Source organism: Methylorubrum suomiense, from assembly GCF_022179765.1.
GTDB classification, from domain to species: domain Bacteria; phylum Pseudomonadota; class Alphaproteobacteria; order Rhizobiales; family Beijerinckiaceae; genus Methylobacterium; species Methylobacterium suomiense.
Genome location: NZ_BPRE01000007.1, coordinates 71,464 through 92,030 on the forward strand (window position 1 = coordinate 71,464; position 20,567 = coordinate 92,030).

Annotated in this window: 20 protein-coding genes; 9 read left to right on the forward strand and 11 right to left on the reverse strand. The window is 67.7% G+C overall.

The genetic code is table 11. From position 1 onward, the window contains the following. The first annotated feature begins 65 nt into the window (after positions 1 to 65). The 4 genes from hflK (at position 66) to MFF26_RS12525 (ending at position 4,631) form a co-directional block, all read left to right on the forward strand. Positions 66 to 1,214: an FtsH protease activity modulator HflK gene (gene hflK / locus MFF26_RS12510; RefSeq protein ID WP_238308073.1), complete on the forward strand. Its 1,149-nt coding sequence runs from the start codon at positions 66 to 68 to the stop codon at positions 1,212 to 1,214. Beyond that, positions 1,211 to 2,167 (forward strand): protease modulator HflC, encoded by a 957-nt coding sequence (gene hflC / locus MFF26_RS12515; RefSeq protein ID WP_137828826.1) that lies wholly within the window; start codon positions 1,211 to 1,213, stop codon positions 2,165 to 2,167. Before hflK ends, hflC begins: the two co-directional genes overlap by 4 nt. Before the next feature lie 118 nt (positions 2,168 to 2,285). Next, positions 2,286 to 3,842 carry a DegQ family serine endoprotease gene (locus MFF26_RS12520; RefSeq protein WP_137828827.1) on the forward strand — a complete coding sequence of 519 codons (1,557 nt, stop codon included), beginning with the start codon at positions 2,286 to 2,288 and terminating at the stop codon, positions 3,840 to 3,842. An 18-nt stretch (positions 3,843 to 3,860) separates the two neighbouring features. Then, positions 3,861 to 4,631 (forward strand): hypothetical protein, encoded by a 771-nt coding sequence (locus MFF26_RS12525; RefSeq protein ID WP_137828828.1) that lies wholly within the window; start codon positions 3,861 to 3,863, stop codon positions 4,629 to 4,631. 9 nt (positions 4,632 to 4,640) lie between these two features. On the opposite strand, the gene serB is transcribed toward MFF26_RS12525, so the two are convergent. Beyond that, positions 4,641 to 5,537, reverse strand: coding sequence for a phosphoserine phosphatase SerB (gene serB / locus MFF26_RS12530; protein WP_137828829.1), 897 nt, complete (start codon positions 5,535 to 5,537; stop codon positions 4,641 to 4,643). A 44-nt stretch (positions 5,538 to 5,581) separates the two neighbouring features. Between serB and miaA the strand changes: the two genes are divergently transcribed. Next, positions 5,582 to 6,532, forward strand: a complete 951-nt coding sequence (gene miaA, locus MFF26_RS12535) for a tRNA (adenosine(37)-N6)-dimethylallyltransferase MiaA (protein WP_373324474.1) — start codon at positions 5,582 to 5,584, stop codon at positions 6,530 to 6,532. Here the strand turns inward: miaA and MFF26_RS12540 are convergent. After that, positions 6,501 to 7,376, reverse strand: a complete 876-nt coding sequence (locus tag MFF26_RS12540; RefSeq protein ID WP_137828831.1) for an NAD(P)-dependent oxidoreductase — start codon at positions 7,374 to 7,376, stop codon at positions 6,501 to 6,503. The two genes, miaA and MFF26_RS12540, sit on opposite strands and share 32 nt — an antisense overlap. A 287-nt stretch (positions 7,377 to 7,663) precedes the next feature. Here MFF26_RS12540 and MFF26_RS12545 point away from each other — a divergent pair, with 287 nt between their 5' ends. Together MFF26_RS12545 and MFF26_RS12550 are read left to right on the forward strand one after the other, a co-directional pair. Next, positions 7,664 to 8,866 (forward strand): GSCFA domain-containing protein, encoded by a 1,203-nt coding sequence (locus MFF26_RS12545; RefSeq protein ID WP_137828832.1) that lies wholly within the window; start codon positions 7,664 to 7,666, stop codon positions 8,864 to 8,866. Continuing rightward, positions 8,767 to 9,687 (forward strand): WcbI family polysaccharide biosynthesis putative acetyltransferase, encoded by a 921-nt coding sequence (locus MFF26_RS12550; RefSeq protein ID WP_137828833.1) that lies wholly within the window; start codon positions 8,767 to 8,769, stop codon positions 9,685 to 9,687. The genes MFF26_RS12545 and MFF26_RS12550 overlap by 100 nt, the downstream gene beginning before the upstream one ends. Before the next feature lie 4 nt (positions 9,688 to 9,691). Here MFF26_RS12550 and moaA read toward each other — a convergent pair whose 3' ends face one another. After that, entirely contained in the window at positions 9,692 to 10,678 is a 987-nt protein-coding gene (moaA, locus tag MFF26_RS12555) for a GTP 3',8-cyclase MoaA (RefSeq protein WP_373324475.1), read from the reverse strand. Between the two features lie 167 nt (positions 10,679 to 10,845). Here moaA and MFF26_RS12560 point away from each other — a divergent pair, with 167 nt between their 5' ends. Next, on the forward strand, positions 10,846 to 11,274 hold the full coding sequence (locus tag MFF26_RS12560; RefSeq protein WP_238308076.1) for a gamma-butyrobetaine hydroxylase family protein: 429 nt from the start codon (positions 10,846 to 10,848) through the stop codon (positions 11,272 to 11,274). A 48-nt stretch (positions 11,275 to 11,322) separates the two neighbouring features. On the opposite strand, the gene MFF26_RS12565 is transcribed toward MFF26_RS12560, so the two are convergent. The 5 genes from MFF26_RS12565 to nadA all read right to left on the reverse strand — a co-directional run bounded on the left by MFF26_RS12565 (position 11,323) and on the right by nadA (position 16,405). After that, positions 11,323 to 11,565 carry a DUF2171 domain-containing protein gene (locus tag MFF26_RS12565; protein ID WP_137828835.1) on the reverse strand — a complete coding sequence of 81 codons (243 nt, stop codon included), beginning with the start codon at positions 11,563 to 11,565 and terminating at the stop codon, positions 11,323 to 11,325. A gap of 130 nt (positions 11,566 to 11,695) precedes the next feature. Then, complete coding sequence (locus tag MFF26_RS12570) at positions 11,696 to 12,358, reverse strand: L,D-transpeptidase (RefSeq protein ID WP_137828836.1); 663 nt, start codon at positions 12,356 to 12,358, stop codon at positions 11,696 to 11,698. 612 nt (positions 12,359 to 12,970) lie between these two features. Next, positions 12,971 to 13,831: a carboxylating nicotinate-nucleotide diphosphorylase gene (gene nadC / locus MFF26_RS12575; RefSeq protein WP_137828837.1), complete on the reverse strand. Its 861-nt coding sequence runs from the start codon at positions 13,829 to 13,831 to the stop codon at positions 12,971 to 12,973. Beyond that, a complete protein-coding gene (locus MFF26_RS12580; protein ID WP_137828838.1) occupies positions 13,824 to 15,353 on the reverse strand; it encodes an L-aspartate oxidase in 1,530 nt (509 codons plus the stop codon). The genes nadC and MFF26_RS12580 overlap by 8 nt, the downstream gene beginning before the upstream one ends. Further along, positions 15,353 to 16,405 carry a quinolinate synthase NadA gene (nadA, locus tag MFF26_RS12585; protein WP_137828839.1) on the reverse strand — a complete coding sequence of 351 codons (1,053 nt, stop codon included), beginning with the start codon at positions 16,403 to 16,405 and terminating at the stop codon, positions 15,353 to 15,355. Before nadA ends, MFF26_RS12580 begins: the two co-directional genes overlap by 1 nt. Before the next feature lie 356 nt (positions 16,406 to 16,761). On the opposite strand from nadA, the gene MFF26_RS12590 reads away from it, so the two are divergent. Continuing rightward, positions 16,762 to 18,129 carry a methyl-accepting chemotaxis protein gene (locus tag MFF26_RS12590; protein ID WP_238308077.1) on the forward strand — a complete coding sequence of 456 codons (1,368 nt, stop codon included), beginning with the start codon at positions 16,762 to 16,764 and terminating at the stop codon, positions 18,127 to 18,129. Positions 18,130 to 18,264: 135 nt separating this feature from the next. Here MFF26_RS12590 and MFF26_RS12595 read toward each other — a convergent pair whose 3' ends face one another. From MFF26_RS12595 to MFF26_RS12605, 3 genes are all read right to left on the reverse strand, one after another. Then, positions 18,265 to 18,570, reverse strand: a complete 306-nt coding sequence (locus tag MFF26_RS12595) for a hypothetical protein (RefSeq protein ID WP_137828841.1) — start codon at positions 18,568 to 18,570, stop codon at positions 18,265 to 18,267. A gap of 59 nt (positions 18,571 to 18,629) precedes the next feature. Then, a complete protein-coding gene (locus tag MFF26_RS12600; protein WP_137828842.1) occupies positions 18,630 to 18,941 on the reverse strand; it encodes an EthD family reductase in 312 nt (103 codons plus the stop codon). A 161-nt stretch (positions 18,942 to 19,102) separates the two neighbouring features. After that, positions 19,103 to 20,434, reverse strand: a complete 1,332-nt coding sequence (locus MFF26_RS12605; protein WP_137828843.1) for an NAD(P)/FAD-dependent oxidoreductase — start codon at positions 20,432 to 20,434, stop codon at positions 19,103 to 19,105. Between the last annotated feature and the right edge of the window lie 133 nt (positions 20,435 to 20,567).

Genomic DNA, 20,567 nt, shown 5'->3' on the forward strand with positions numbered 1-20,567 from the left:
CGGCTTGAGAAATTTGTCGTATCCGCCCCGTGCGGGCGCGGCCTGAGCAGGAGTTCACGTCGAGAATGCCTTGGAGCAATCAGAGCGGCGGCGGTGGCGGTCCCTGGGGCCGTCCCGGCGGCGGCAACGGCGGCGGTCCCTGGGGTGGCAGGGGCGGCGGCAAGACGCCCCCCGATCTCGAGGATCTGCTCCGGCGCGGACAGGACCGGCTGCGCGGCGTGATGCCGGGCGGCGGCTTCGGCGGTGGCAAGGGCATCCTGATCGCGGCGGGCCTCGTGCTCGGGGCGTGGCTGCTCACCGGCTTCTACATCGTGAAGCCCAACGAAGTCGGCATCAACACCATCTTCGGCCGCTATACCGGCTCGACGGGTGAGGGCCTGCGCTACAACTTCCCCTATCCGATCGGCACGGTGCAGAAGCCCAATGTCGGCGTCGTGAACTCGATTCCGATCGGTTACGTCACCGGTGGGAGCGCCACGCGCACCCGCGACGTACCGGAGGAGAGCCTGATGCTCACCGGCGACGAGAACATCGTCGACCTCGATTTCGAGGTGCAGTGGCGCGTCAATCCGCTCAAAGCCGAAGACTACGTCTTCAATCTCGCCAACCCCGACGGCACCATCAAGGCCATCGCCGAGAGCGCCATGCGCGAGGTGATCGGTCGGCGCAACATTCAGCCGATTCTGACCAACGAGCAGTCCAGCATCGCCCAGGAGGTCAAGGAGATCCTTCAGGCGGCGCTCGACGAGTACGGCGCGGGCGTGCGCATCGAGGTGGTGCAGCTCACCAGCGTCAACCCGCCTCCTGAGGTGCGTCCGGCCTTCATCGACGTGAACGCCGCGCAGCAATACGCCCAGCAGGTGCGCAACGAGGCCGAAACCTACGCCAGCCGCGAGGTGCCGCAGGCCCGAGGCAAGGCGAGCCAAGTGGTCCAGGGCGCGGAAGCCTTCCGCACCCAGGCAACCGCCGACGCGACCGGTCAGGCCGCCCGGTTCAGCCAGGTCTACGAGTCGTACAAGGCCGCGCCCGCCGTGATCCGCGAGCGCATCTTCCTGGAGACCATGGAGAAGGTGCTCGGTTCCGTGAACAAGGTGATCATCGACCAGAGCGGCTCCGGTGTCTCGGGTGCCGGCGGAGCGGCCGGCGTGCTGCCGGTCCTGCCCCTGACCGACACCCTGCGGGCCCCTGCTGCGAGCGGAGCGACGAACCGATGAACAATCCCGCCCTCCGCACGGGCCTGATGGTGGTCGCGGCAGCGATCGCGGTCGGCCTCTACGCCTCGGTCTTCACCGTCGGGCAGATGCAGCAGGCGCTGGTGCTCCAGCTCGGCCGCGTGCGCGACGTCCTGAATCCGGTCGGCCAGAACAAGCCGGGTCTCTACTTCAAGGTGCCGTTCGCCGACAGCGTCGTGCTGTTCGACAAGCGCGTGCTCGATCTCGACCTACCGGTCCAGCCGCTGCTCACGGCCGACCGGCAGAACCTCGAAGTGGACGCCTTCGCCCGCTACCGCATCGTCGACCCGCTGAAATTCTATCAGTCGGTCGGCACGGTGGCCCAGGCGAACCAGCGTCTGGCGAGCTTCACCAACTCGGCCCTGCGCAACGTGCTCGCCCGCTCCAGCCGTGATGCGCTGGTGCGCACCGACCGCGCGAAGTTGATGAACGAGATCCAGGACAGCGTGAACCGCGAGGCCAAGGGGCTCGGCGTCGAGATCGTCGATCTGCGCATGACCCGCGTCGACCTTCCGGCGAAGAACAGTCAGGCGGTCTACGATCGCATGACTTCTGAGCGGAAGAAGGAGGCGACCGATATCCGCGCCAACGGCGATCAGGCGGCAACGCTGATCCGCGCCAAGGCGGATCGCGACGTCACCGTGATCCTGGCCGAGGCCAATCAGAAGGCCGAAGAACTGCGCGGCGCGGGCGAGGCGGACAAGAACCGCATCCTCGCCGAAGCCTTCGGTCGTGACGCCGACTTCTTCGCCTTCTACCGCTCGATGCAGGCCTACGAATCCGCGCTCAAGGGGCAGGATACGAAGCTCGTGGTCAGTCCGAACTCGGACTTCTTCCGCTACTTCTCCGATCCGCAGGGCCGCAAGCCCGAGGCGGCCAAGGGCGAAGCGGCGAAAGGCGAGGCCAGCCCCGGCACGACCGGTACGGTCCGCTAAGCCGCCTGAGCCTGCGGCATCCGCGGCCGGCACTCTTGATCGGGGTGCCGGCCGCCGAATTTATAGAGGGGCAGGCCCGAAACGGGCCGCGTTCATGAACGTGAGGAAACCGCCGATGATGCCCGCAGCGAGATTCGCCGCGAATGCCGAACAGGGCCGTCGGCCGTCGTCCGGCTCGACCATCGCCCGACGCGCCGCCTCGGCGCTCACCGCCGCGATGATCGGTGTTGCGGTGGCCGCAACGTCGCTGCCGCTTCCCGCCCTTGCGAAGGGCCCTGAATCGCTCGCCGACCTCGCCGAGAAGGTGACGGACGCCGTCGTCAACATCTCTGCTTCCACCACCGTGGAGGCCAAGAGCACCGGTCGCAGCCTGCCCCAGCTGCCTCAGGGAACCCCGTTCGAGGATCTCTTCGAGGAATTCTTCAAGCGTCGCGGACAGCAGGGCACCCCGCGCAGCGATGAGGACAGCCCGCGCTCGCCGTCGCGCAAATCGAACTCGCTCGGCTCCGGCTTCATCATCGATGCGTCCGGCATCGTGGTCACGAACAACCACGTCATCGGCGATGCCAATGACATCCAGGTCATTCTCAGCGACGGCGTAAAGCTCAAGGCCGAGATCATCGGCAAGGATTCCAAGATCGACCTTGCCCTGCTCCGCGTGAAGCCGACCGCCGAGCGTCCGTTGAAGGCCGTTCCGTTCGGCGATTCCGACAAGATGCGCCCGGGCGACTGGGTGATGGCGATCGGTAACCCGTTCGGCCTCGGTGGCTCGGTCTCCGCCGGCATCGTCTCGGCCCGCGGCCGCAACATCGAGTCCGGTCCTTACGACAACTACATTCAGACCGACGCGGCCATCAACAAGGGCAATTCCGGCGGGCCCCTGTTCAACATGGACGGTGAGGTCATCGGCATCAACACCGCGATCCTGTCGCCCTCCGGCGGCTCGGTCGGCATCGGCTTCGCGGTCCCGTCGGGTACGGCAAGTCCGGTCATCGATCAGCTGCGCCAGTTCGGCGAAGTGCGCCGAGGCTGGCTCGGCGTGCGCATCCAGAATGTGGACGATGCCACGGCCGAGGCGCTCGGCCTCAAGGGCGGCGCCAAGGGCGCGCTGGTCGCGGGCATCGACGAGAAGGGCCCGGCCAAGACCGCCGGCCTGGAAGTCGGCGACGTCATCGTCAAGTTCAACGGCGTGCCCGTGAAGTCGTCCACCGAGCTGCCCCGCATCGTCGCCGCGACCCCGGTCGGCAAGACCGTCGATGTGCTGGTCGTGCGCAAGGGCGAGGAGCAGTCGAAGTCGGTCCTGCTCGGACGTCTCGAGGACGGCGAGAAGACCCAGGTCGCCAACGCGAAGCAGCCCGAGCCGGAAACCGTAAACCGGCAAATCCTCGGATTGAACCTGTCCGGCCTCTCGGACGAGGCCCGCCGTCGCTACAACATCAAGGATACGGTGAAGAGCGGCGTCGTCGTCACCAAGGTCGATCCGAACTCCACCGCGGCCGACAAGCGCATCCAGCCCGGCGAGGTGATCGTCGAAGTCGGACAGGAGGCTGTGGCGGCCCCCGCCGACGTCACTAAGCGGGTCGAGGCCCTGAAGAAAGAGGGTCGCAAATCCGTGCTGCTGCTGGTCGCCAGCACGGGTGGCGATGTGCGCTTCGTCGCGATCGGGCTCGACTGACGCCGATCTGTCGGCTGCGTGGCGGTGGGACTTCTTGCCGTCAAGCTGACCGTCACGCCGCTACTGATGGCGCTGGTCACCTACGTGAACCGGCGCTTCGGCAGCTTCGCCGGCGGCGTCGCCGCCGGCCTGCCCCTGACCTCCGGGCCGATCTCGATCTATCTCGCCGCGGAGCAGGGGTTGTGCTTTGCCGGCGAGGCCGCTCACGGCTCGCTGGTCGGCGTGGGCGCGGTCCTTGCCTCCTATCTCACCTATCTCCAGGCGAGCCGGCACTGTTCGGTTCCGCTGTCCTGCTTGGCGGGCCTGTCCGGCTTTATCCTCTGGGCCTTCGCCGCCGGCCGTATCGGCGCGGAGACGGTTCTTGTCCTCCTGGATCTCGTCCTGACCGGGCTGATGCTGGTGCTCACCCGCGATGCACCTGCGGGGACGCGGGCTGCCCGCTTGCCGCCCTGGGATCTCCCGGCGCGGATCGCCGTCTCGACCGGACTCGTCGTGCTGGTGACGCTCGGCGCACCGCTGCTGGGGCCCGCCGTCAGCGGCCTCCTCGCTCCGGTGCCGGTGATCGCGTGGCCGCTGATCGTCTTCGTCCACGCTCAAAACGGACGTCCCGAGGCCGTGGCCACCATCCGCGGGACCGTCTCAGGGGCCGTGGGACTCTGTGCCTTCAACCTCGCGGTGATCCGCCTCGCGCCGACAACCGGCATGGCGGTCACTTACACGGTCGCGCTCTCGACCTCGCTTGCGGTGTCTCTGGTTCTGGTCGGGCTCATCGCCCGGCGAAAGACCTGAGGCGTCCGGTCAACCGACGAATTCGGCGGCCGAGTATCCCTGGAGGTAGAGGAGCGCCGTCAGGTCGCCGTGCTCGATCCGCACCCGCGCCGCCGCCGCGACCTTGGGCTTGGCCCGAAAGGCAATGCCGAGGCCCGCTTCGCCCAGCATCGGCAGGTCGTTGGCCCCATCCCCCACAGCCAGCGTGTCGGCCTCGGCCAGGCCGAGCCGCTGGCGCCATTCGATCAGCGTCGCACGCTTGGCCTCCGCCCCGACGATGGGCTCGACCACCCGTCCGGTGAGATGGCCATCCGCCACGTCGAGCGTGTTGGCGCGCGTCTCTTCGAAGCCCAGCATCGCTCCGATCGGCCCGGTGAACAGGGTGAAGCCCCCCGAGACGAGACAGGTATGGGCTCCGTGCGCCCGCATCGTCGCGATGAGGGTTCGCCCGCCCGGCGTCAGGCGGATGCGGTCCCGGATCAGCCCGTCGATGACATCGACCGAGAGACCCTTGAGCAGTCCGACCCGCTCCCGCAACGCCGGCTCGAACGCGATCTCTCCGCGCATGGCCCGCTCGGTAATGGCGGCCACCTGCGGCTTGATGCCGACGAGGTCAGCGAGTTCGTCGATGCATTCCTGCTCGATCATGGTCGAATCCATGTCGGCCAGGAACAGGCGTCGACGCCGATGGGGGCCACCCTCCAGCACCGCCACGTCGATAGGCTCCCCTTGCAAGGCGTGGCGCAGGCGTTCCGTGAGGGCCGCCGCCTCGTCCGGCTCCGCCGGAACGAGCAATTCCGCGGCGACCTCGCCGTGCAGGATTCGCGGTTGATGGTCGGTGGCGAGCACCCGGCGGGTCTCGGCGAGCACCGCATCGGTGATGGCGGGCCGGGACGGGTTTGCTATCAGCGTCGCGAAGAGTGTCATGAGAGTGCGTGGTGCGAGAGCTTGATGGAGGCGCCGCCGTGCCTGTGGCGCAGGGACGCGAGGAAGGCCGCCTGCCCGCGGTTCTCATTGCAGGGCCGACGGCGTCGGGCAAGTCGGCCCTGGCCTTGGCGCTCGCCCGTGCCTTCGGTGGGACGGTGATCAACACCGACTCGATGCAGGTCTATGGCGACCTGCGCGTCCTGACGGCGCGGCCGAACCCGGAGGAGGAATCGCTCGCTCCCCATCGCCTTTACGGCAGCGTCGACGGGGCCGTGAACTTTTCCGTAGGTCATTTTCAGCGCCAAGCCGCCGCGTTTCTCGCCGAGGCGGAGGCAACCGGCCGGCTTCCGATCTTCGTGGGCGGCACCGGCCTCTATTTCCGCTCGCTCGACGAAGGTCTGTCCGATCTGCCCGAGGTTCCGGCTGCCATCCGCGAGGCCGTCCGGTTGGAGGCGGAGGATCGACCGACCGAGGCCTTGCATGCGCGGCTCGCCGAGCGCGATCCCGTCAGCGCCGCGCGCCTGCGCCCCTCCGACCGGATGCGTGTGATGCGGGCCCTGGAGATCTTCGCTGCCACCGGCCGGCCGATCGGCGCGTTCCACGAGAGCCGCGAGCCCGGCCCGCTGGCCGGACGGGCAACCTTGAAGCTCTTTCTTGAGGTCGAACGTGACACGCTGCGTCGACGGATCGATGCGCGCTTCCTCGCGATGATGGACGACGGCGCCCTCGACGAAGTCGCTGCGTTGCGGGCGCGTCGGCTGGATCCCCTGTTGCCGGTGATGCGGGCTCACGGCGTGCCGGGGCTGATCGCCCATCTCGACGGGACGATCAGCCGCGACGAGGCGATCCGGCGGGGCCAGGGCGACACCCGCCGCTACGCCAAACGGCAGCACACGTGGTTCCGCCACCAGATGGGGGCGGACTGGCACTGGCTGCCGCCGGAGGCGGCGCGCGATCTCGCCGTCAGCCGCCTGAGCGCTCCAGCCGGGCGATGAGCGCGGAGGTGTCCCAGCGCTTGCCGCCCATGGCCTCGACCTCGGCGTAGAACTGATCGACCAGAGCGGTCACCGGCAGCCGGGCGCCGTTGCGGCGCGACTCGGCGAGAAGAATGCCGAGATCCTTGCGCATCCACTCGACGGCGAAGCCGAAATCGAACTTGTCCGCATTCATGGTCTTGCCGCGATTCTCCATCTGCCAGGAGCCGGCCGCACCTTTGGAGATCACCTCCAGCACCGCCTCGACATCGAGCCCGGCGCGCTTGGCGAAGTGGATCGCCTCGGACAAGCCCTGCACCAAGCCGGCAATGGCGATCTGATTGACCATCTTGGTGAGCTGGCCCGACCCGACCGGCCCGAGCAATCGGCAGGAGCGGGCATAGGCAGCGATCACCGGCTCGGCTTCCTCATAGGCGGCGGTGTCGCCGCCGCACATCACGGTCAGCACGCCGTTCTCGGCCCCGGCTTGGCCGCCGGAGACCGGTGCATCGACGAAGCGCAGACCGGCGGCCTCCGCCGCGTTCGACAATTCACGGGCGACTTCGGCGGAAGCGGTGGTGTGATCGACGAAGATCGCACCCTTCTCCATGCCGGCGAAGGCGCCGTCCTCTCCGAGCACGACCGATCGCAGATCGTCGTCGTTGCCGACGCAGGCGAAGACGACGGTGCAGCCCTGTGCCGCCTCACGGGGCGTCGCGGCGGTCCGGCCTCCGTTGGCCGCGACCCAGGCCTCGGCCTTGGATCCCGTCCGGTTGTAGACCGTGACCGTGTGGCCCTTCTTGGCGAGATGCCCCGCCATCGGCGAGCCCATCACGCCGAGCCCCAGGAATGCGACATTGGCCATGGGTATCGTCTCTTCAGCCTTTGATCGGATCGTAGGCCCGCTTTATCGCCGACGCGGTCGCATTCAAAATGCGAAGAGTGTCCAGGGCGCGCGATCCGCACCGTTCCGGTGTTGGAATCCGGGGGCACTGAACGCTGCTCGGTTGCTTGTTGCGCTGGCGATCTCAGCGAGCGACGCATGCTGAAAGCCGGAAGGTCGACACGGGAACTCGGCATCGGTTTCGCTCGGCGTCGCTTTACAGGGTGCCATTGCCGCCCCCTCCCCGCTCCATTACGGTCCACCTGCCGATGCAGGACCGCGCCCCGCATAAGAACCCCTATTCGGGATTGCCCGACCATGCCTTCTGGGAGCGGTCGGTCGGCAGCGTTCCTCTCTTCGCCCTAGATCCGATGGTGGGACCTGCGGTCCCGGACGCGTTCCGCCTGACACGACAGACACGGATCGGCACGGCCGGCAGTTGCTTTGCGCAGCATATCGCGGAGCGGCTTCAGGAAAGTGGCTACCGCTATCTCGTCACTGAGGACGCACCGGAAGGCACGACGCCCGAAGCGGCGCGGGGGCGCGGTTATCGGCTGTTCTCGGCGCGCTACGGCAACGTCTACACCGCCCGCCAGCTGCACCAATTGATCGAACGGGCCTATGGCCGCTTCGTCCCGCAGGACCGGGTCTGGACACGGCCGGACGGACGCTTCGCCGATCCGTTTCGCCCGCGCATCGAGCCGGACGGCTTCGCTTCCCCGGAGGCGGTCGAGATCGAACGGCAGGCGCATCTTGCGCAGGTGCGGCGCTTGTTCGAGACGCTCGACGTCTTCGTCTTCACCCTCGGCCTGACCGAGGGATGGCAGGCGGCCTCCGACGGGGCGGCGTTCCCGCTATGCCCCGGCGTCGCGGCCGGCCGCTACGATCCGGCCGCCTACCTGTTCGCCAACCAGCCGGTCGAGGAAGTGATCGCCGATCTCACCGCCTTCGCAGACGCGCTGAAGGCGGTGAATTCGCAGGCTCGCCTCATCCTCACCGTGTCGCCGGTGCCGCTGGTGGCGACCTACGCGCCGCGGCACGTGCTGCAATCGACCGTGCACAGCAAGGCAGTCCTGCGGGTCGCCGCGCAGCGCCTCGCCGATACCCGCTCAGATACGCTCTACTTCCCTTCCTACGAGATCGTCACCTCACCCGAGGGCGCGTTTCGCTATCTCGACAGCGATCTCAGATCCGTCAGCAAGGACGGTGTCGACCATGTCATGCGGGTCTTTTTCCGCCATCTCACCGAAGGCGGGGACGCCGATGCCCTCCCCGCCTCGTGCCGCAGCCTCCACGAGGCGCGGCGCGAATTCGCCGAGCAGGCTGCCATCGTTTGCGACGAGGAGCTTCTGGCGGGCGGGAGCGCACAGCCGTGGCTAGGCGTATCCTCGTCGTCGGCCACAATTGTCAGGTCGCGGTCCTGGGCGGGTGCTTTCGGTTCCTTGCGCCGGATGCTGAGGTCGCCACGGTAGAACCGGCGAACGTCGCTGAGTTCGAGTCGAGTCCCGAACGAATTCTGACGATGGCGGCGGGCGCCGATCTCACCGTCAGCTTGCCCTTCGAGAAGGGGCAATTAGGCTCTTTGACGCCCGCCCGCCTGCGCGATGCCGCGCGTGCCTATGTGCCGGTGCCGAGCATCATCTTCCCGGCCTTCCATCCGGATATCGTCTACATCAGCAACAAGGGCCGCAATTTCGGTTCGCCGATGGGTGATTACCATTCGGCACTGATCGTCTACGGTTTCGCCTGCGGCTACTCGGCGCGCGAGATCGTCTCGCTGTTCCGGGCCGAGGTGTTCGCCAAGATCGGCTATCTCGACGGCTGGTTCGGCGCGCGCGACTCGCTCCTGGCGATGAGCCGAGCGCATGGCTTTGAACTCGGGCGCCTGTTCGCCGGCTGGATGCGGCGCGGCTGCTTCATGCACACGGTCAACCATCCGAAGCTGTTCGTGATGGAGGATCTCGCCCGCGAAGCTCTGGCACGGGCCGATATTCCGGCCCGCCCGGTTCGCTGCGAGGAGGTCCTCACTGATCCGCTGAGCGGCATCGTCTGGCCGGTCTATCCGGAGATCGCGGCGCGATACGGGCTCACCGGTGGGACCACCTTCAAACCGCCGGCCGGCGGCTTCGATTTCCTCTTGGATGCCATTCGCTGCTTCGATCTACAGGCAATGGTCGAGGGTTCGCTCGCGCATTATGCCCCGGCACCGAAAATCGCGCAGCATTGCGACCGGGTGCGGGGCTGGCTCGACAACGCGGAGATGCGGGCGGTGCTGCAGCCGGTGGCGGGCTGAAAGCTCAGCCCCCCGTCACGCTCATATGGCGCGGAACGGCTGCCGGGCGGGCGCGCTCGATGACAAAATCGTGCCCCTTCGGCTTGCGCGAGATCGCCTCGATCACGGCCCGGGTGACGAGGGCGTCGTCCGGCGAGGCGCGCAGGGCCGCACGCAGGTCGGCGGCATCCTCCTGTCCGAGGCACATGTAGAGCTTGCCGGTGCAGGTGAGGCGCACGCGGTTGCAGCTCTCGCAGAAATTATGGGTCAACGGCGTGATGAAGCCGAGCCGCCCGCCGGTCTCCTCGACGCGGACATAGCGAGCCGGGCCACCGGTACGGTCCGGCAGCGGCGTCAGGGTGAAGCGCTCTTCCAACCGCGCGCGGGCGACCGAGAGCGGCAGGAACTGATCGGTCCGGTCGCCGTCGATCTCGCCGAGCGGCATCACCTCGATCAACGTCATGTCCATGGCGCGCTCATGCGCCCAGGTCAGCATCGGCGCGATCTCGTCCTCGTTGACCCCCTTCAGGGCCACGGCGTTGAGTTTCACCTTGATACCGGCGGCGCGCGCCGCCTCGATCCCGCCGAGCACGGTAGCGAGATCACCGCGCCGGGTGATCTCGCGAAACTTCGTCGGGTCAAGCGTATCGAGCGAGACGTTGATCCGTCGCACACCGAGATCGGCAAGCTCGGAGGCAAACCGCGCGAGCTGCGAGCCGTTCGTGGTGAGCGTCAGCTCTTCGAGAGCGCCGCTCTTGAGATGGCGCGACAGCCGTCGAAACAGCTGCATGATATCGCGCCGCACCAGGGGCTCGCCCCCGGTGATCCGCAGCTTGCGTACGCCGCGCTCGACGAAGACGCCGCAGAGCCGGTCGAGTTCTTCCAGCGTCAGCAGGTCGCGCTTGGGCAGGAACTGCATGTCCTCGGCCATGCAATAGGCACAGCGGAAGTCGCAGCGGTCGGTGACCGAAAGGCGCAGATAGGTGATCGCCCGCTGGAACGGGTCGATCAGGGGAGCCGGTCTCAGCAGCGTCGACGCCTCGTCATGGGCGGTCTCGGCGGCACGCGGCTTGTCGGCTGACAGATCCAACATCTTCGGCCATATGAGGGTTTACGCGCCCGCCCACAACCGCGCGGGGCGTGGATCAGATACGCGAGCCAATACGTGAGACTTGTCCCATGAGCGAGCGCTGGCCCACAGAAATTCGATTGACCGGGGACAAGCGCATCCTGCGGGTGGCGTTCGACGATGGCGGGCGGTTCGATCTCCCGGCCGAATACCTGCGCGTATCCAGCCCATCGGCCGAAGTGCAAGGCCATTCGCCGGCAGAGCGCAAGGTGATCGGCGGGAAGCGCGACGTCGCCATTCTTTCGGTTGAGCCGATCGGCAACTATGCCGTCAAGCTGCATTTCGACGATATGCACGACACCGGCATCTACGGCTGGGGCTATCTTTACGATCTCGGTCGCGAATATCGAAATCGATGGGCGACCTACCTCAAGGAGCTGGACGAGCGCGGGTTGAACCGAGACCGGATTGCTGCCGCACCGGCCAAGGGCGGCCAGAGCGGGGGCGGGTGCGGCAGCGGAAACTGTGGCTGCCACTGAATGGCGACCAGACGGGCGGAGCGGCAAAGCGCCGCCCGTCTCGAAGGGTCAGGCGGCGCCGGAGGTGCTCCACTCGCGCTTGACCTCATCGGCTGGCTTGTTCAGCCGCACCTGATCGCCGTCGACGGAGTCCACGAAGTCGAGCGGGATGTAATGGTGCAGGCCGCCCGCCTCGGAATCCTTCTTCGTCAGTTTGATCTCGCCTTTGTCGACGTGATCGACGGTGCCGACATGGCCGCCGTCGGACCCGACGACAGTGGCGTGCTCACGAATGGTGCTGGAATCGACCATGTTTCATCTCCCGTTCGGTTGCTGGCGCAACGGGAGGCGCAGGCTCGATGTTCCGGTCTCACGCAGCCGTGAAATGCAATCGGGGCCGGCGTCGCCGCCAGCCCCGATGTTTCGACGGCGTTGACGCGCCTCAGCGCTGGACGATGACGCGGGTTCCGACCTTCACCCGGGTGTAGAGATCCGCGACGTCCTCATTGGTCATGCGGATGCAGCCCGACGACACGGCGGTGCCGATCGTCTCCGGCTCGTTGGAGCCGTGGATGCGGTAGATCGTGTTGCCGAGATACATCGCGCGGGAGCCGAGCGGGTTCTCGATGCCGCCCTTCATGTAGCGCGGCAGGTCAGGACGACGGCGCAGCATCTCGGCCGGGGGACGCCAATCCGGCCATTCGCGCTTCATCGTGATGGTCTGCGCGCCGCCCCAGGTGAAGCCGGGGCGTCCGACGCCGACGCCGTAGCGCATGGCCTCCCCACCCGGCAGGACCAAGTAGAGGCGCCGCTCGGCGGTGGAGACCACGATGGTGCCGGGGCTGTGCGGGCCGGAATACGGAATCGTCTCGCGGCTGATGGCGGTGGCCTGCGGCACGGCAGCCGCGGCCGAGCTCGGCAGCAAGGGGTCGGCGCTCGGCAGGGCCGCGTTGGCGGTCGGGACCGCCTGTGCGCGCACGCGGACGGTCAGGACGTCGGAGAGCGGCTGGCGGGTCAGCGGGTCGATCTCGTAGGCGGCAACGGGGCCGGCCAGCGCGATCGTCGCGCAGGCAAGCCCGCTCAGGGCGGTGACGAAACGGCGCATCAGGTCCTCTCGGGGACAGGCGGAATGTGCGGGAACGCGGTGAACTCAGGACGCACGATGCCGTGCGGATCATCGCCAAGGCGTAAACGCTCGCCGGTTAAAGCCAAGCTTGATTTGCACCGCACCACCGGTTCGGGGCGCCTCGTGACCGTGTGGCAACACTATGTCAGCTTGGCCGTGCGATGGGAAGGAAACCGCTCCTCGAGCGTGTCGTTCGCAGGGCTCGGCCGGACCGCGGTCCGACGAACGCCGGCTCCCTTCGTCCCTCGACCCGCTGACCCTCCGGTCGATGGCCACTTCATCGCATCTACGAGCCGCAAGTTCGCTTAATACGATGATCGTCCGGCGCGGATCGTCGCGTCGGCTCACTCGGACCCAGCAGACCGGATCGCGCAGCGTCCGACCCCGCGACCTGAGCTTAAGGACACCGCACCATCGCCCGATCTCTCGTTGCCGCATGGGCGATACGGGCCGTCACGCTCGGCCTCGCCGCACTGCGGACCGAGGCAACCGAGAGCACCCGTCTATTCTTTCGGGTAGTCGGGGCCAGGGCTCGGACGCCCGGAGACCTAGGAGCAGACGGCGAGCACTTCCCGATAGGCAAGGACGGGCTCAGGCCGCGTCCAGCCCCAGATCGATGATCGCCGAACTATGCGTGATCCATCCGACGGAGATCAGATCGACGCCGGAGGCAGCCACTGCGCCGACTGTGTCGCGATTGATCCGGCCCGATGCCTCGGTGATGGCGCGACCATCGACCATGGCGACAGCTCGAGTCAGGGTCTCGGGGTTCATGTTGTCGAGCAGCACGGCGTCGATCCCGACGCGCAGCGCCTCTTCGAGCTGCGCCAGCGTATCGACCTCGACCTCGATCTTCACGAGATGCCCGGCCCGCGCGCGGGCCCGCTCGATCGCCGGCACGATGCCGCCGGCCACCGCGACGTGGTTGTCCTTGATGAGAACCGCGTCGTCGAGGCCGAAGCGGTGGTTCGAGCCCCCGCCCGCCCGCACCGCGTGCTTCTCCAAGGCCCGCAGGCCCGGCGTGGTCTTACGCGTGCAAACGATGCTGGCCTTGCCGTGCGGGCGCGCCGCGTCGACCAGGGAGGCTGTGGCGGTGGCGACGCCGCTGAGGCGGCAGAGAAGGTTCAGGGCGACGCGCTCGGCGGTGAGGACCGCGCGGGCGGGGCCGGAGAGGCGGATCACCACATCCCCAGGCACGACACGGGCCCCGTCGGGATGCTCGACCGTGACAGAGAGAGTCGGGTCGATCAGCTCGAATGCGATCGCCGCCGCGTCGGTGCCGGCGATCACCCCGTCCTGACGCGACGCGATCACTGCCTCCATCCGCTCGGATGGGGGAACGATGGCGTCGGTGGTGATGTCACCGGCCCGACCGAGATCCTCCAAGAGTGCGGCGCGCACCACCGGCTCGATCAGGATGCGGGGGAGCGGCAAGAGCCGATCGTCAGGCATCGGTGAACTCCTGCTTCGCCGGCATCCCGATCGCATCGGCCTGCGTCGTCACCGCGTGGTAAGCCGGAAGCTGCTCGGGGAAATCGCTTCGCCAATGAGCGCCACGGCTCTCGCGACGGGCGAGCGCCGCCCGCGCGATCATCAGGCCGGTCTCGGCCGCGGCGCAGCCGAGGCGGGCACGGCGGTCCAACTGCTCGATCGCCGTGGAGAGACCGTTCTCATCGCGCACCACGCCGACATGCCGCTCCATCACCGAACGGACCTCGTCCGGCGCGCCCTCCCCGACCGGAAATGACGCGGGCAGCGGCGCGGGGCTGACCGGAGCATGGGCCGGAGCCGCGTCGGTGATCGCCGCGGCGATCCGGGGGGCGAAGGCGAGTGCCTCGAGGAGGGAATTGCTGGCGAGGCGGTTGGCGCCGTGCAGGCCGGTCGAGGCCACCTCACCGCAAGCCCACAGGCCGGAGACGCTGCTGCGGCCGAACGCGTCCACGAGCACGCCCCCCATGTGGTAGTGCGCCGCCGGTCGCACCGGGATCGCCTGCACCGCCGGGTCGATTCCGGCTTCGGCACAGAGCGCCGCAACGGTCGGAAACCGCGTCGGCATGAATCGACCGAGAGCGCCGCGCGTGTCGAGATAGACCGTGCGGCCCCGAGCCAGCGCCTGGAAGATGCCGCGTGCGACGACATCGCGTGGGGCCAAGTCGCCTCCGGTCACGCCGGCCATGACGCGCTCGCCGTGCTCGTCGATCAGCGCCGCGCCCTCGCCGCGCAGGGCCTCGGTGGCAAGCGGCATCGGATCACGCCCCGAGGCGATGGCGGTCGGGTGGAACTGCACGAATTCGAGGTCGCGCAGGGCCGCGCCCGCCCGGGCCGCCGCGAGCAGGCCACGGCCGGTGGCGCCGCGGGGATTGGTGGTCGAGGCGTAGAGCCCGCCGAGCCCGCCGGTCGCGAGGACGACGGCGCGGGCGGGCAGGCGAAATGCCGCCCCGTCGCGGGCGCAGATCACACCCCGCACCGCCCCATCCGCGTCGCGGAGCAGATCGTGCAGGGTCGCGACGACGATTTCGACGGACGGACAGGCCTGCACGGCGCGCACCAGCCCTTGCAGCACGGTCGCTCCGGTCGAGTCGCCCCTCGCCCGCACGATGCGGCGGCGGCAATGGGCAGCCTCCAGCCCGAGGGCGAGCGCCCCGTCCGCCGCGCGGTCGAAGCCGATGCCGAGATCGATCAGCCAATCGATCAATCCGGGGCCGGCTTCCGCGACGGACAGAGCGACGTCCGTCTCGGTCAGGCCGGCGCCCGCGGCCTCGGTATCGGCGGCGTGCAGGGCTGGCGCATCGTCGTGGCCGATGGAAGCGGCGATGCCGCCCTGCGCCCAGCCGGTCGCGGTACCGAGGCCGAGGGGGGCTGCGGTAATGAGCGTGACGGGGCACGGGGCGAGCCGCAGAGCGGTCGCGAGACCGGCGACGCCGCCGCCGACCACGATCACGCGGTCGGCGGGGCTGCGGGCGACGATGCTCATCAGGCGGCCGCCGCGGCCGGTGCGGGCGAGACGGTCTTGGTCGGCTGCACGGCGAGCATCCGCTCGACGGCGAGGCGCGCCCGGTCCGCGAGAGCGGGCTCGACGGTGATCTCGTGAGTCATCGTCTCAAGAGCGTGCCGGATATTAGCGAGGCTGATCCGCTTCATGTGCGGACATAGATTGCAGGGCTTGATGAACTCGATATCCGGGTTGGCCACGGCGATGTTGTCGGCCATCGAGCACTCGGTCACGAGCACGACCTGGGCGGGACGCTTCTCGGTGACGTAATTCATCATCATCGCGGTCGACCCCGAGAAATCGGACGCCTCGACGACCTCCGGCGGGCATTCGGGATGGGCGATCACGGTAATGCCGGGATAGCTGTCACGCACCTCGGCGATGTCGGCGGGGGTAAAGCGCTCGTGCACCTCGCAGTGGCCGGCCCAGGTGAGCATCTCGACCTCGGGAACTTGCTGCTGGACGTTGCGCGCCAGGAACTCGTCCGGAATCATCAGAACGCGCGGCACGCCCAGGGCGCGGACCACGTCCGCGGCGTTGCCCGAGGTGCAGCAGACATCGGATTCGGCCTTCACCGCGGCGGAGGTGTTCACGTAGGTGACGACCGGCACACCGGGGTAACGCACCTTTAGGGCGCGCACATCGGCGGCGGTGATCGAGTCCGCCAGCGAGCAGCCCGCGCCCATGTCCGGGATGAGCACGGTCTTGTTCGGGTTCAGGAGCTTGGCGGTTTCCGCCATGAAGTGGACGCCGGCCAGCACGATCACGTCGGCATCGACGTTAACGGCCTCGCGTGCCAATGCCAGGCTATCGCCGACGATGTCCGCCACCGTGTGGAAGATCTCCGGCGCCTGGTAATTGTGGGCGAGTACCACGGCGTTCCGCTCGCGCTTGAGCCGCAGGATCGCTTCCACGTCGGGCGCGAGCGCCGGCCATTCCACGGCCGGTACGTGGCGGCTGACGCGCGCATACAGCTCGGGCAGCGGGAAGGCCCGGCCGACGTCCTCGCGGGGGGCGGATCCAGCCTGCAACATCGCGGACTCCTTTATGCTCAAAGTGAGCATTGTGCCGCCTAAGTTAGGGATCGTCCGATCCGTTGTCCAGATATGCTACGACTGAGCATAACATTTTTGCGACGCACAAAAATCGCATGAGTGGCGGGCTTCAAACCCGCAAGGATTGTACGTGATTATGCAGGCGAGGGTTGTGTGCCCAAGGCAGCTGACAGAATATCCCAGATGAATTTCGGAAATCGAATTTTAACGACGCGCTGACACTGTATCGGCCAGCGGACGATAGCCGCACCGAGCGTCCGACCCGAGCGGCTCATCGTCCTTTTACGATCCGTCGTCCCGGCTCGACCCGGGATGGCGAAGTAACCGGGATTCCTATGCTGCCACTCAAGTTCCGCCGCGATGCTGGCACCGTCACGCCGCCGGTCCCGGAACGCCAATCCGGTACACTGCCCGATGATGCGCGCCTCGTGGCGGCGATCGAGCGGCTGACGAAGACCAGCGGTCGCGTCGATGAGCCTGCCCTTGCCGGTACGCCGGTCGGTACGGCCCTCGACGGGCTGAATCGGGCTCGCAGCGCCGGTCTCAAGGCCGAACGAACGAATCTGGCCTCCGTCGCCAAGGAAGCGTCCGAAGCCGCGATCAATATCGGCTGGACTACCTACGATATCGGCGAGGTCGCACAATCGACGCAGACCATCGCCAGCGCCATCGAGGAGATGGTCGCCTCCATCGCCGAGGTTTCGGATACGTCGGAATCGGCCGGAGCCTGCGCGCTTGCCGCCCGTGAGGCGATGGCGAGCTGCACGGCGGATGTGCGCAACGCCCGCGCCGCCATGGATGCGATCCGTGACCGCACCCACCAGATCGACGAGCGGCTGAAGCTGCTTCAGAACGCGATCGCCGAGATCGGCACGATGGCGGGAACCATCGCGACGATCTCCAGCCAGACCAACCTGCTGGCCCTCAACGCCACCATCGAGGCGGCCCGCGCCGGCGAGGCGGGGCGCGGCTTCTCCGTGGTGGCCGCGGAGGTGAAGTCGCTCTCCGGCCAGACCGCCCGCTCCACCGAGCAGATCCGCACTTGGCTCAACACCCTCCAGGGTGAGATGGGCCAGATCGCCAAGGCGGTCGAAGAGAGCCGCGCCGCCGTGGCGTCCGGCAGCACGGTCGTCGAGGAACTCGGTGGGCGCGTCGAGGGCGCAGCCGAGCGCATCTCTCAGACCAGCGAGATGAACGCGGCGCTCGCCGCCTCCCTCGGCCAGCAACGCAGCGCCACCTCGGAGATTTCGGGCAGCGTTCAGAGCATTGCGGAGAAGGCGGCCAAGACCCGCACCGAAATCGACAGCATCACGAGCCGGCTCGCCAAGGCCGAGGCGCTCGCGCAGAAGGGGCTGGAGGAGCCCGTCGGCATCGACCATTACGAACTGGTGCGGCTGCCGGCCGATATCGGCCAGTGGAAGCGGGCGCTCGCCACGATCCTCGTCGGCTTCTCCCCCGCCGATCAGGCCTCTGCGACCCTGCGGGGCCGTGCGGCCAAGCGGGCTGCGGAAGCGGCAAAGGGTGGCTCCGCTCCTTCGGCGGCGATCGAAGCATTCCTGACGGCCGAGGCCAAGGCTCACGAGGAAGCCGCGCGCATGGTGACAGCCATCGCCCAGGGCAATTGGGACGTCGGCACCCCCGCCTACAAGGCGGCCACGGCCGCGATGAAGGACATGATCCTGGCTGCCGAGAAAATCGTCTGAGCGCGCCTCACCGTCGTCCCGGATGTCCGATCCGGGACGACGGATGATCCGTCGCGCATTCGGTCTCGGAAAAGACGGGCCACACTCGATCGAGCCGACCCTTAAGAAACGGGGCCGGCCGAACGAGCGACAGCCTCAGGCGGCATCCTCTTCCTCGATCGGGTCCACGGTCCAGGCCGTCGCGAAGGCGGCAAGCTGCCGGGAATCGGAGAAGGCCAGAACCGTGACGCGCCGCTCGGACGGTGTCCCGCCCGGATAGGGCGCGAGCAACACGGTTTCCTGCGAGAGACGCGCGTCGGGCGCATTCGCGTCGATCCAGGCCTGCGCCTCGGGCGTCAGCCGATCGGTGCCGTCGAGTGCCCGCGAATCGGCGCGCAGAACGATGATCGTCGTGCCGAGGGCGGGGTTCGCCTCCTGCAATTGCTTGATGATGTCGATCATCGGCGCCCTTCCCTCTTCAAACACGCTGCCCGGGCCGTGAGGACGGCCCGGGCAATCGCTTACTCGGCGAAATCGCTGATTTGAACCACCGGCTGGGAATCCGTGAAGTTCGGGATGTCGCCGAAGATTTCCGGACCGTCCTCGCTGGCCGCCTTCTTGAAGGCGTCGGCGGATTCGAAGCGAAGATTGGCTACCACCTGATAGACCGGAGCGCCCCCATCCGGTGCGCCAACGCCCTTGAGCACCGTGTAGTCGTGCAGCCCCTTGGACGACCAACGCTGGCTCACCAGTGGCATGTGGCTCTTGAGATAATACCCCATGTCGAAGCGGGTGCCGCTGTCGCTCGGGTACATCACGCTGATCAGGACCATGGCATCTCCTTCCGGCCATCCTCACGCGAGCCGGCCGGACAGGAAGATGAGGCGCGGCCCATCACGCTTCAAGCGCGTGTCGATCCCGCCCTCTTGGGAGCGCCCGCTTCGATCGTGCCGCTGCGCTGAATGGCCGGCCACAACCTCCGTCTTGCGCAGGATCAGTGCAGCTTCACCCGCGCCACGGTCCGGCGCGTGATCGCACGGGCGAGCGCGTCCAGGCTGGTCTTCCAGAAGCCGTTCACCGCCGTCTCGTGCATCTTGTAGAGCGAGCGATACATCAGCCGGGCGAAGAGGCCGGCGATGAACATGTTCTTGCCCTGGATGAACCCCATCAGATTTCCAACGGTGGTGTACTCGCCCAGAGACACCAGGGAACCGAAGTCGCGATACTTGAACGGCTTGAGCGGCTTGCCGGCCATCTTATTGGGGATCTGCTTCAACAGATGGGCGGCCTGCTGATGGGCGGCCTGGGCGCGGGGCGGAATGGGCGTGTCCGAACCCTGTTCGACGAGATAGGCGCAGTCGCCCATGGCGAACACGTCCGGGTCGCGGGTGGTCTGGAGGGTCGGGGTCACGACGAGCTGATTGTTGCGGGTGGTCTCGAGGCCGCCGAGATCCTTCAGGAAACCCGCGCCCTTCACGCCCGCAGCCCAGACGACGAGCTCGGACGGAATGAAGCCGCCATCGGCCAGCTGAACGCCGTCGGCCCGCACCTCGGTCACGCGGGCCTTCACCCGCACTTCGACGCCGATCTTGCTGAGAAGCGTCATCACCTCGGAGGAAAGTCGGGCCGGGACCGCGGGCAGGATGCGGTCGGCGGCCTCGACCAGGGTGATCTTGAGATCCTTCGCCGGATCGATCCGATCAAGGCCGGTCTGGGCGACCTCCCGGGTCGTGCGATGCAACTCCGCCGCGAGCTCGGTGCCGGTCGCGCCCGCGCCAATCACTGTAACGTGAAGCTGCCCGGGACGGACCGGGCCCGCCTGCGTGTGGGCACGGAGCATGCCGTTGACGAGGCGCTGGTGGAAGCGCACCGCCTGCTCCTGCGTGTCGAGCGCGATGGCATGCTCCTGCACGCCGGGGGTGCCGAAATCGTTGGTGGTCGAGCCCACCGCCATGACCAGCGTGTCGTAGGGAATCGAGCGGACCGGGGTGACCTCGCGTCCCTCGCTATCGGTGCTGGCAGCCAACTGGACCACACGGCGCTCGCGGTCGAGCCCGGTCATCTCGCCGATGCGGTAGCGGAAGTGGTTGGCGTGGGCGTGGTGCAGGTAGTCGACGGCGTGATGGCCCACATCGAGCGAGCCGGCGGCCACCTCGTGCAGGAGCGGCTTCCAGATATGCGTGCGGGCCCGGTCCACCAGGGTGACATGGGCCTTGCCGGACTTGCCGTACTTGTTGCCCAGCGCCGTCACCAATTCCAGCCCGGCCGCCCCTCCCCCCACCACGACGATTTTGTGCAGATCGGTGACCGACTCGCTCGGAACCATCCTCGCCCCACTCCACGAACGGGCCGCCTCGCGGACGGCCCTTTTGCCAGTTTGGAATGATCTTACACCAGCAATCCTGCAACGGCCCACACCAACCGTGCGCGGGTGGGGCGCGGGGCGGACAGGTGGTGGT

What these genes read in the sequence shown, in the direction of transcription:
- hflK (WP_238308073.1), top strand. Translation starts at nt 66, where the DNA reads ATGCCTTGGAGCAATCAGAGCGGCGGCGGTGGCGGTCCCTGGGGCCGT.
- hflC (WP_137828826.1), top strand. Translation starts at nt 1,211, where the DNA reads ATGAACAATCCCGCCCTCCGCACGGGCCTGATGGTGGTCGCGGCAGCG.
- MFF26_RS12520 (WP_137828827.1), top strand. Translation starts at nt 2,286, where the DNA reads ATGCCCGCAGCGAGATTCGCCGCGAATGCCGAACAGGGCCGTCGGCCG.
- serB (WP_137828829.1), bottom strand. Translation starts at nt 5,537, where the DNA reads ATGACACTCTTCGCGACGCTGATAGCAAACCCGTCCCGGCCCGCCATC.
- MFF26_RS12540 (WP_137828831.1), bottom strand. Translation starts at nt 7,376, where the DNA reads ATGGCCAATGTCGCATTCCTGGGGCTCGGCGTGATGGGCTCGCCGATG.
- MFF26_RS12545 (WP_137828832.1), top strand. Translation starts at nt 7,664, where the DNA reads ATGCAGGACCGCGCCCCGCATAAGAACCCCTATTCGGGATTGCCCGAC.
- MFF26_RS12560 (WP_238308076.1), top strand. Translation starts at nt 10,846, where the DNA reads ATGAGCGAGCGCTGGCCCACAGAAATTCGATTGACCGGGGACAAGCGC.
- MFF26_RS12565 (WP_137828835.1), bottom strand. Translation starts at nt 11,565, where the DNA reads ATGGTCGATTCCAGCACCATTCGTGAGCACGCCACTGTCGTCGGGTCC.
- MFF26_RS12570 (WP_137828836.1), bottom strand. Translation starts at nt 12,358, where the DNA reads ATGCGCCGTTTCGTCACCGCCCTGAGCGGGCTTGCCTGCGCGACGATC.
- nadC (WP_137828837.1), bottom strand. Translation starts at nt 13,831, where the DNA reads ATGCCTGACGATCGGCTCTTGCCGCTCCCCCGCATCCTGATCGAGCCG.
- MFF26_RS12580 (WP_137828838.1), bottom strand. Translation starts at nt 15,353, where the DNA reads ATGAGCATCGTCGCCCGCAGCCCCGCCGACCGCGTGATCGTGGTCGGC.
- nadA (WP_137828839.1), bottom strand. Translation starts at nt 16,405, where the DNA reads ATGTTGCAGGCTGGATCCGCCCCCCGCGAGGACGTCGGCCGGGCCTTC.
- MFF26_RS12590 (WP_238308077.1), top strand. Translation starts at nt 16,762, where the DNA reads ATGCTGCCACTCAAGTTCCGCCGCGATGCTGGCACCGTCACGCCGCCG.
- MFF26_RS12595 (WP_137828841.1), bottom strand. Translation starts at nt 18,570, where the DNA reads ATGATCGACATCATCAAGCAATTGCAGGAGGCGAACCCCGCCCTCGGC.
- MFF26_RS12600 (WP_137828842.1), bottom strand. Translation starts at nt 18,941, where the DNA reads ATGGTCCTGATCAGCGTGATGTACCCGAGCGACAGCGGCACCCGCTTC.
- MFF26_RS12605 (WP_137828843.1), bottom strand. Translation starts at nt 20,434, where the DNA reads ATGGTTCCGAGCGAGTCGGTCACCGATCTGCACAAAATCGTCGTGGTG.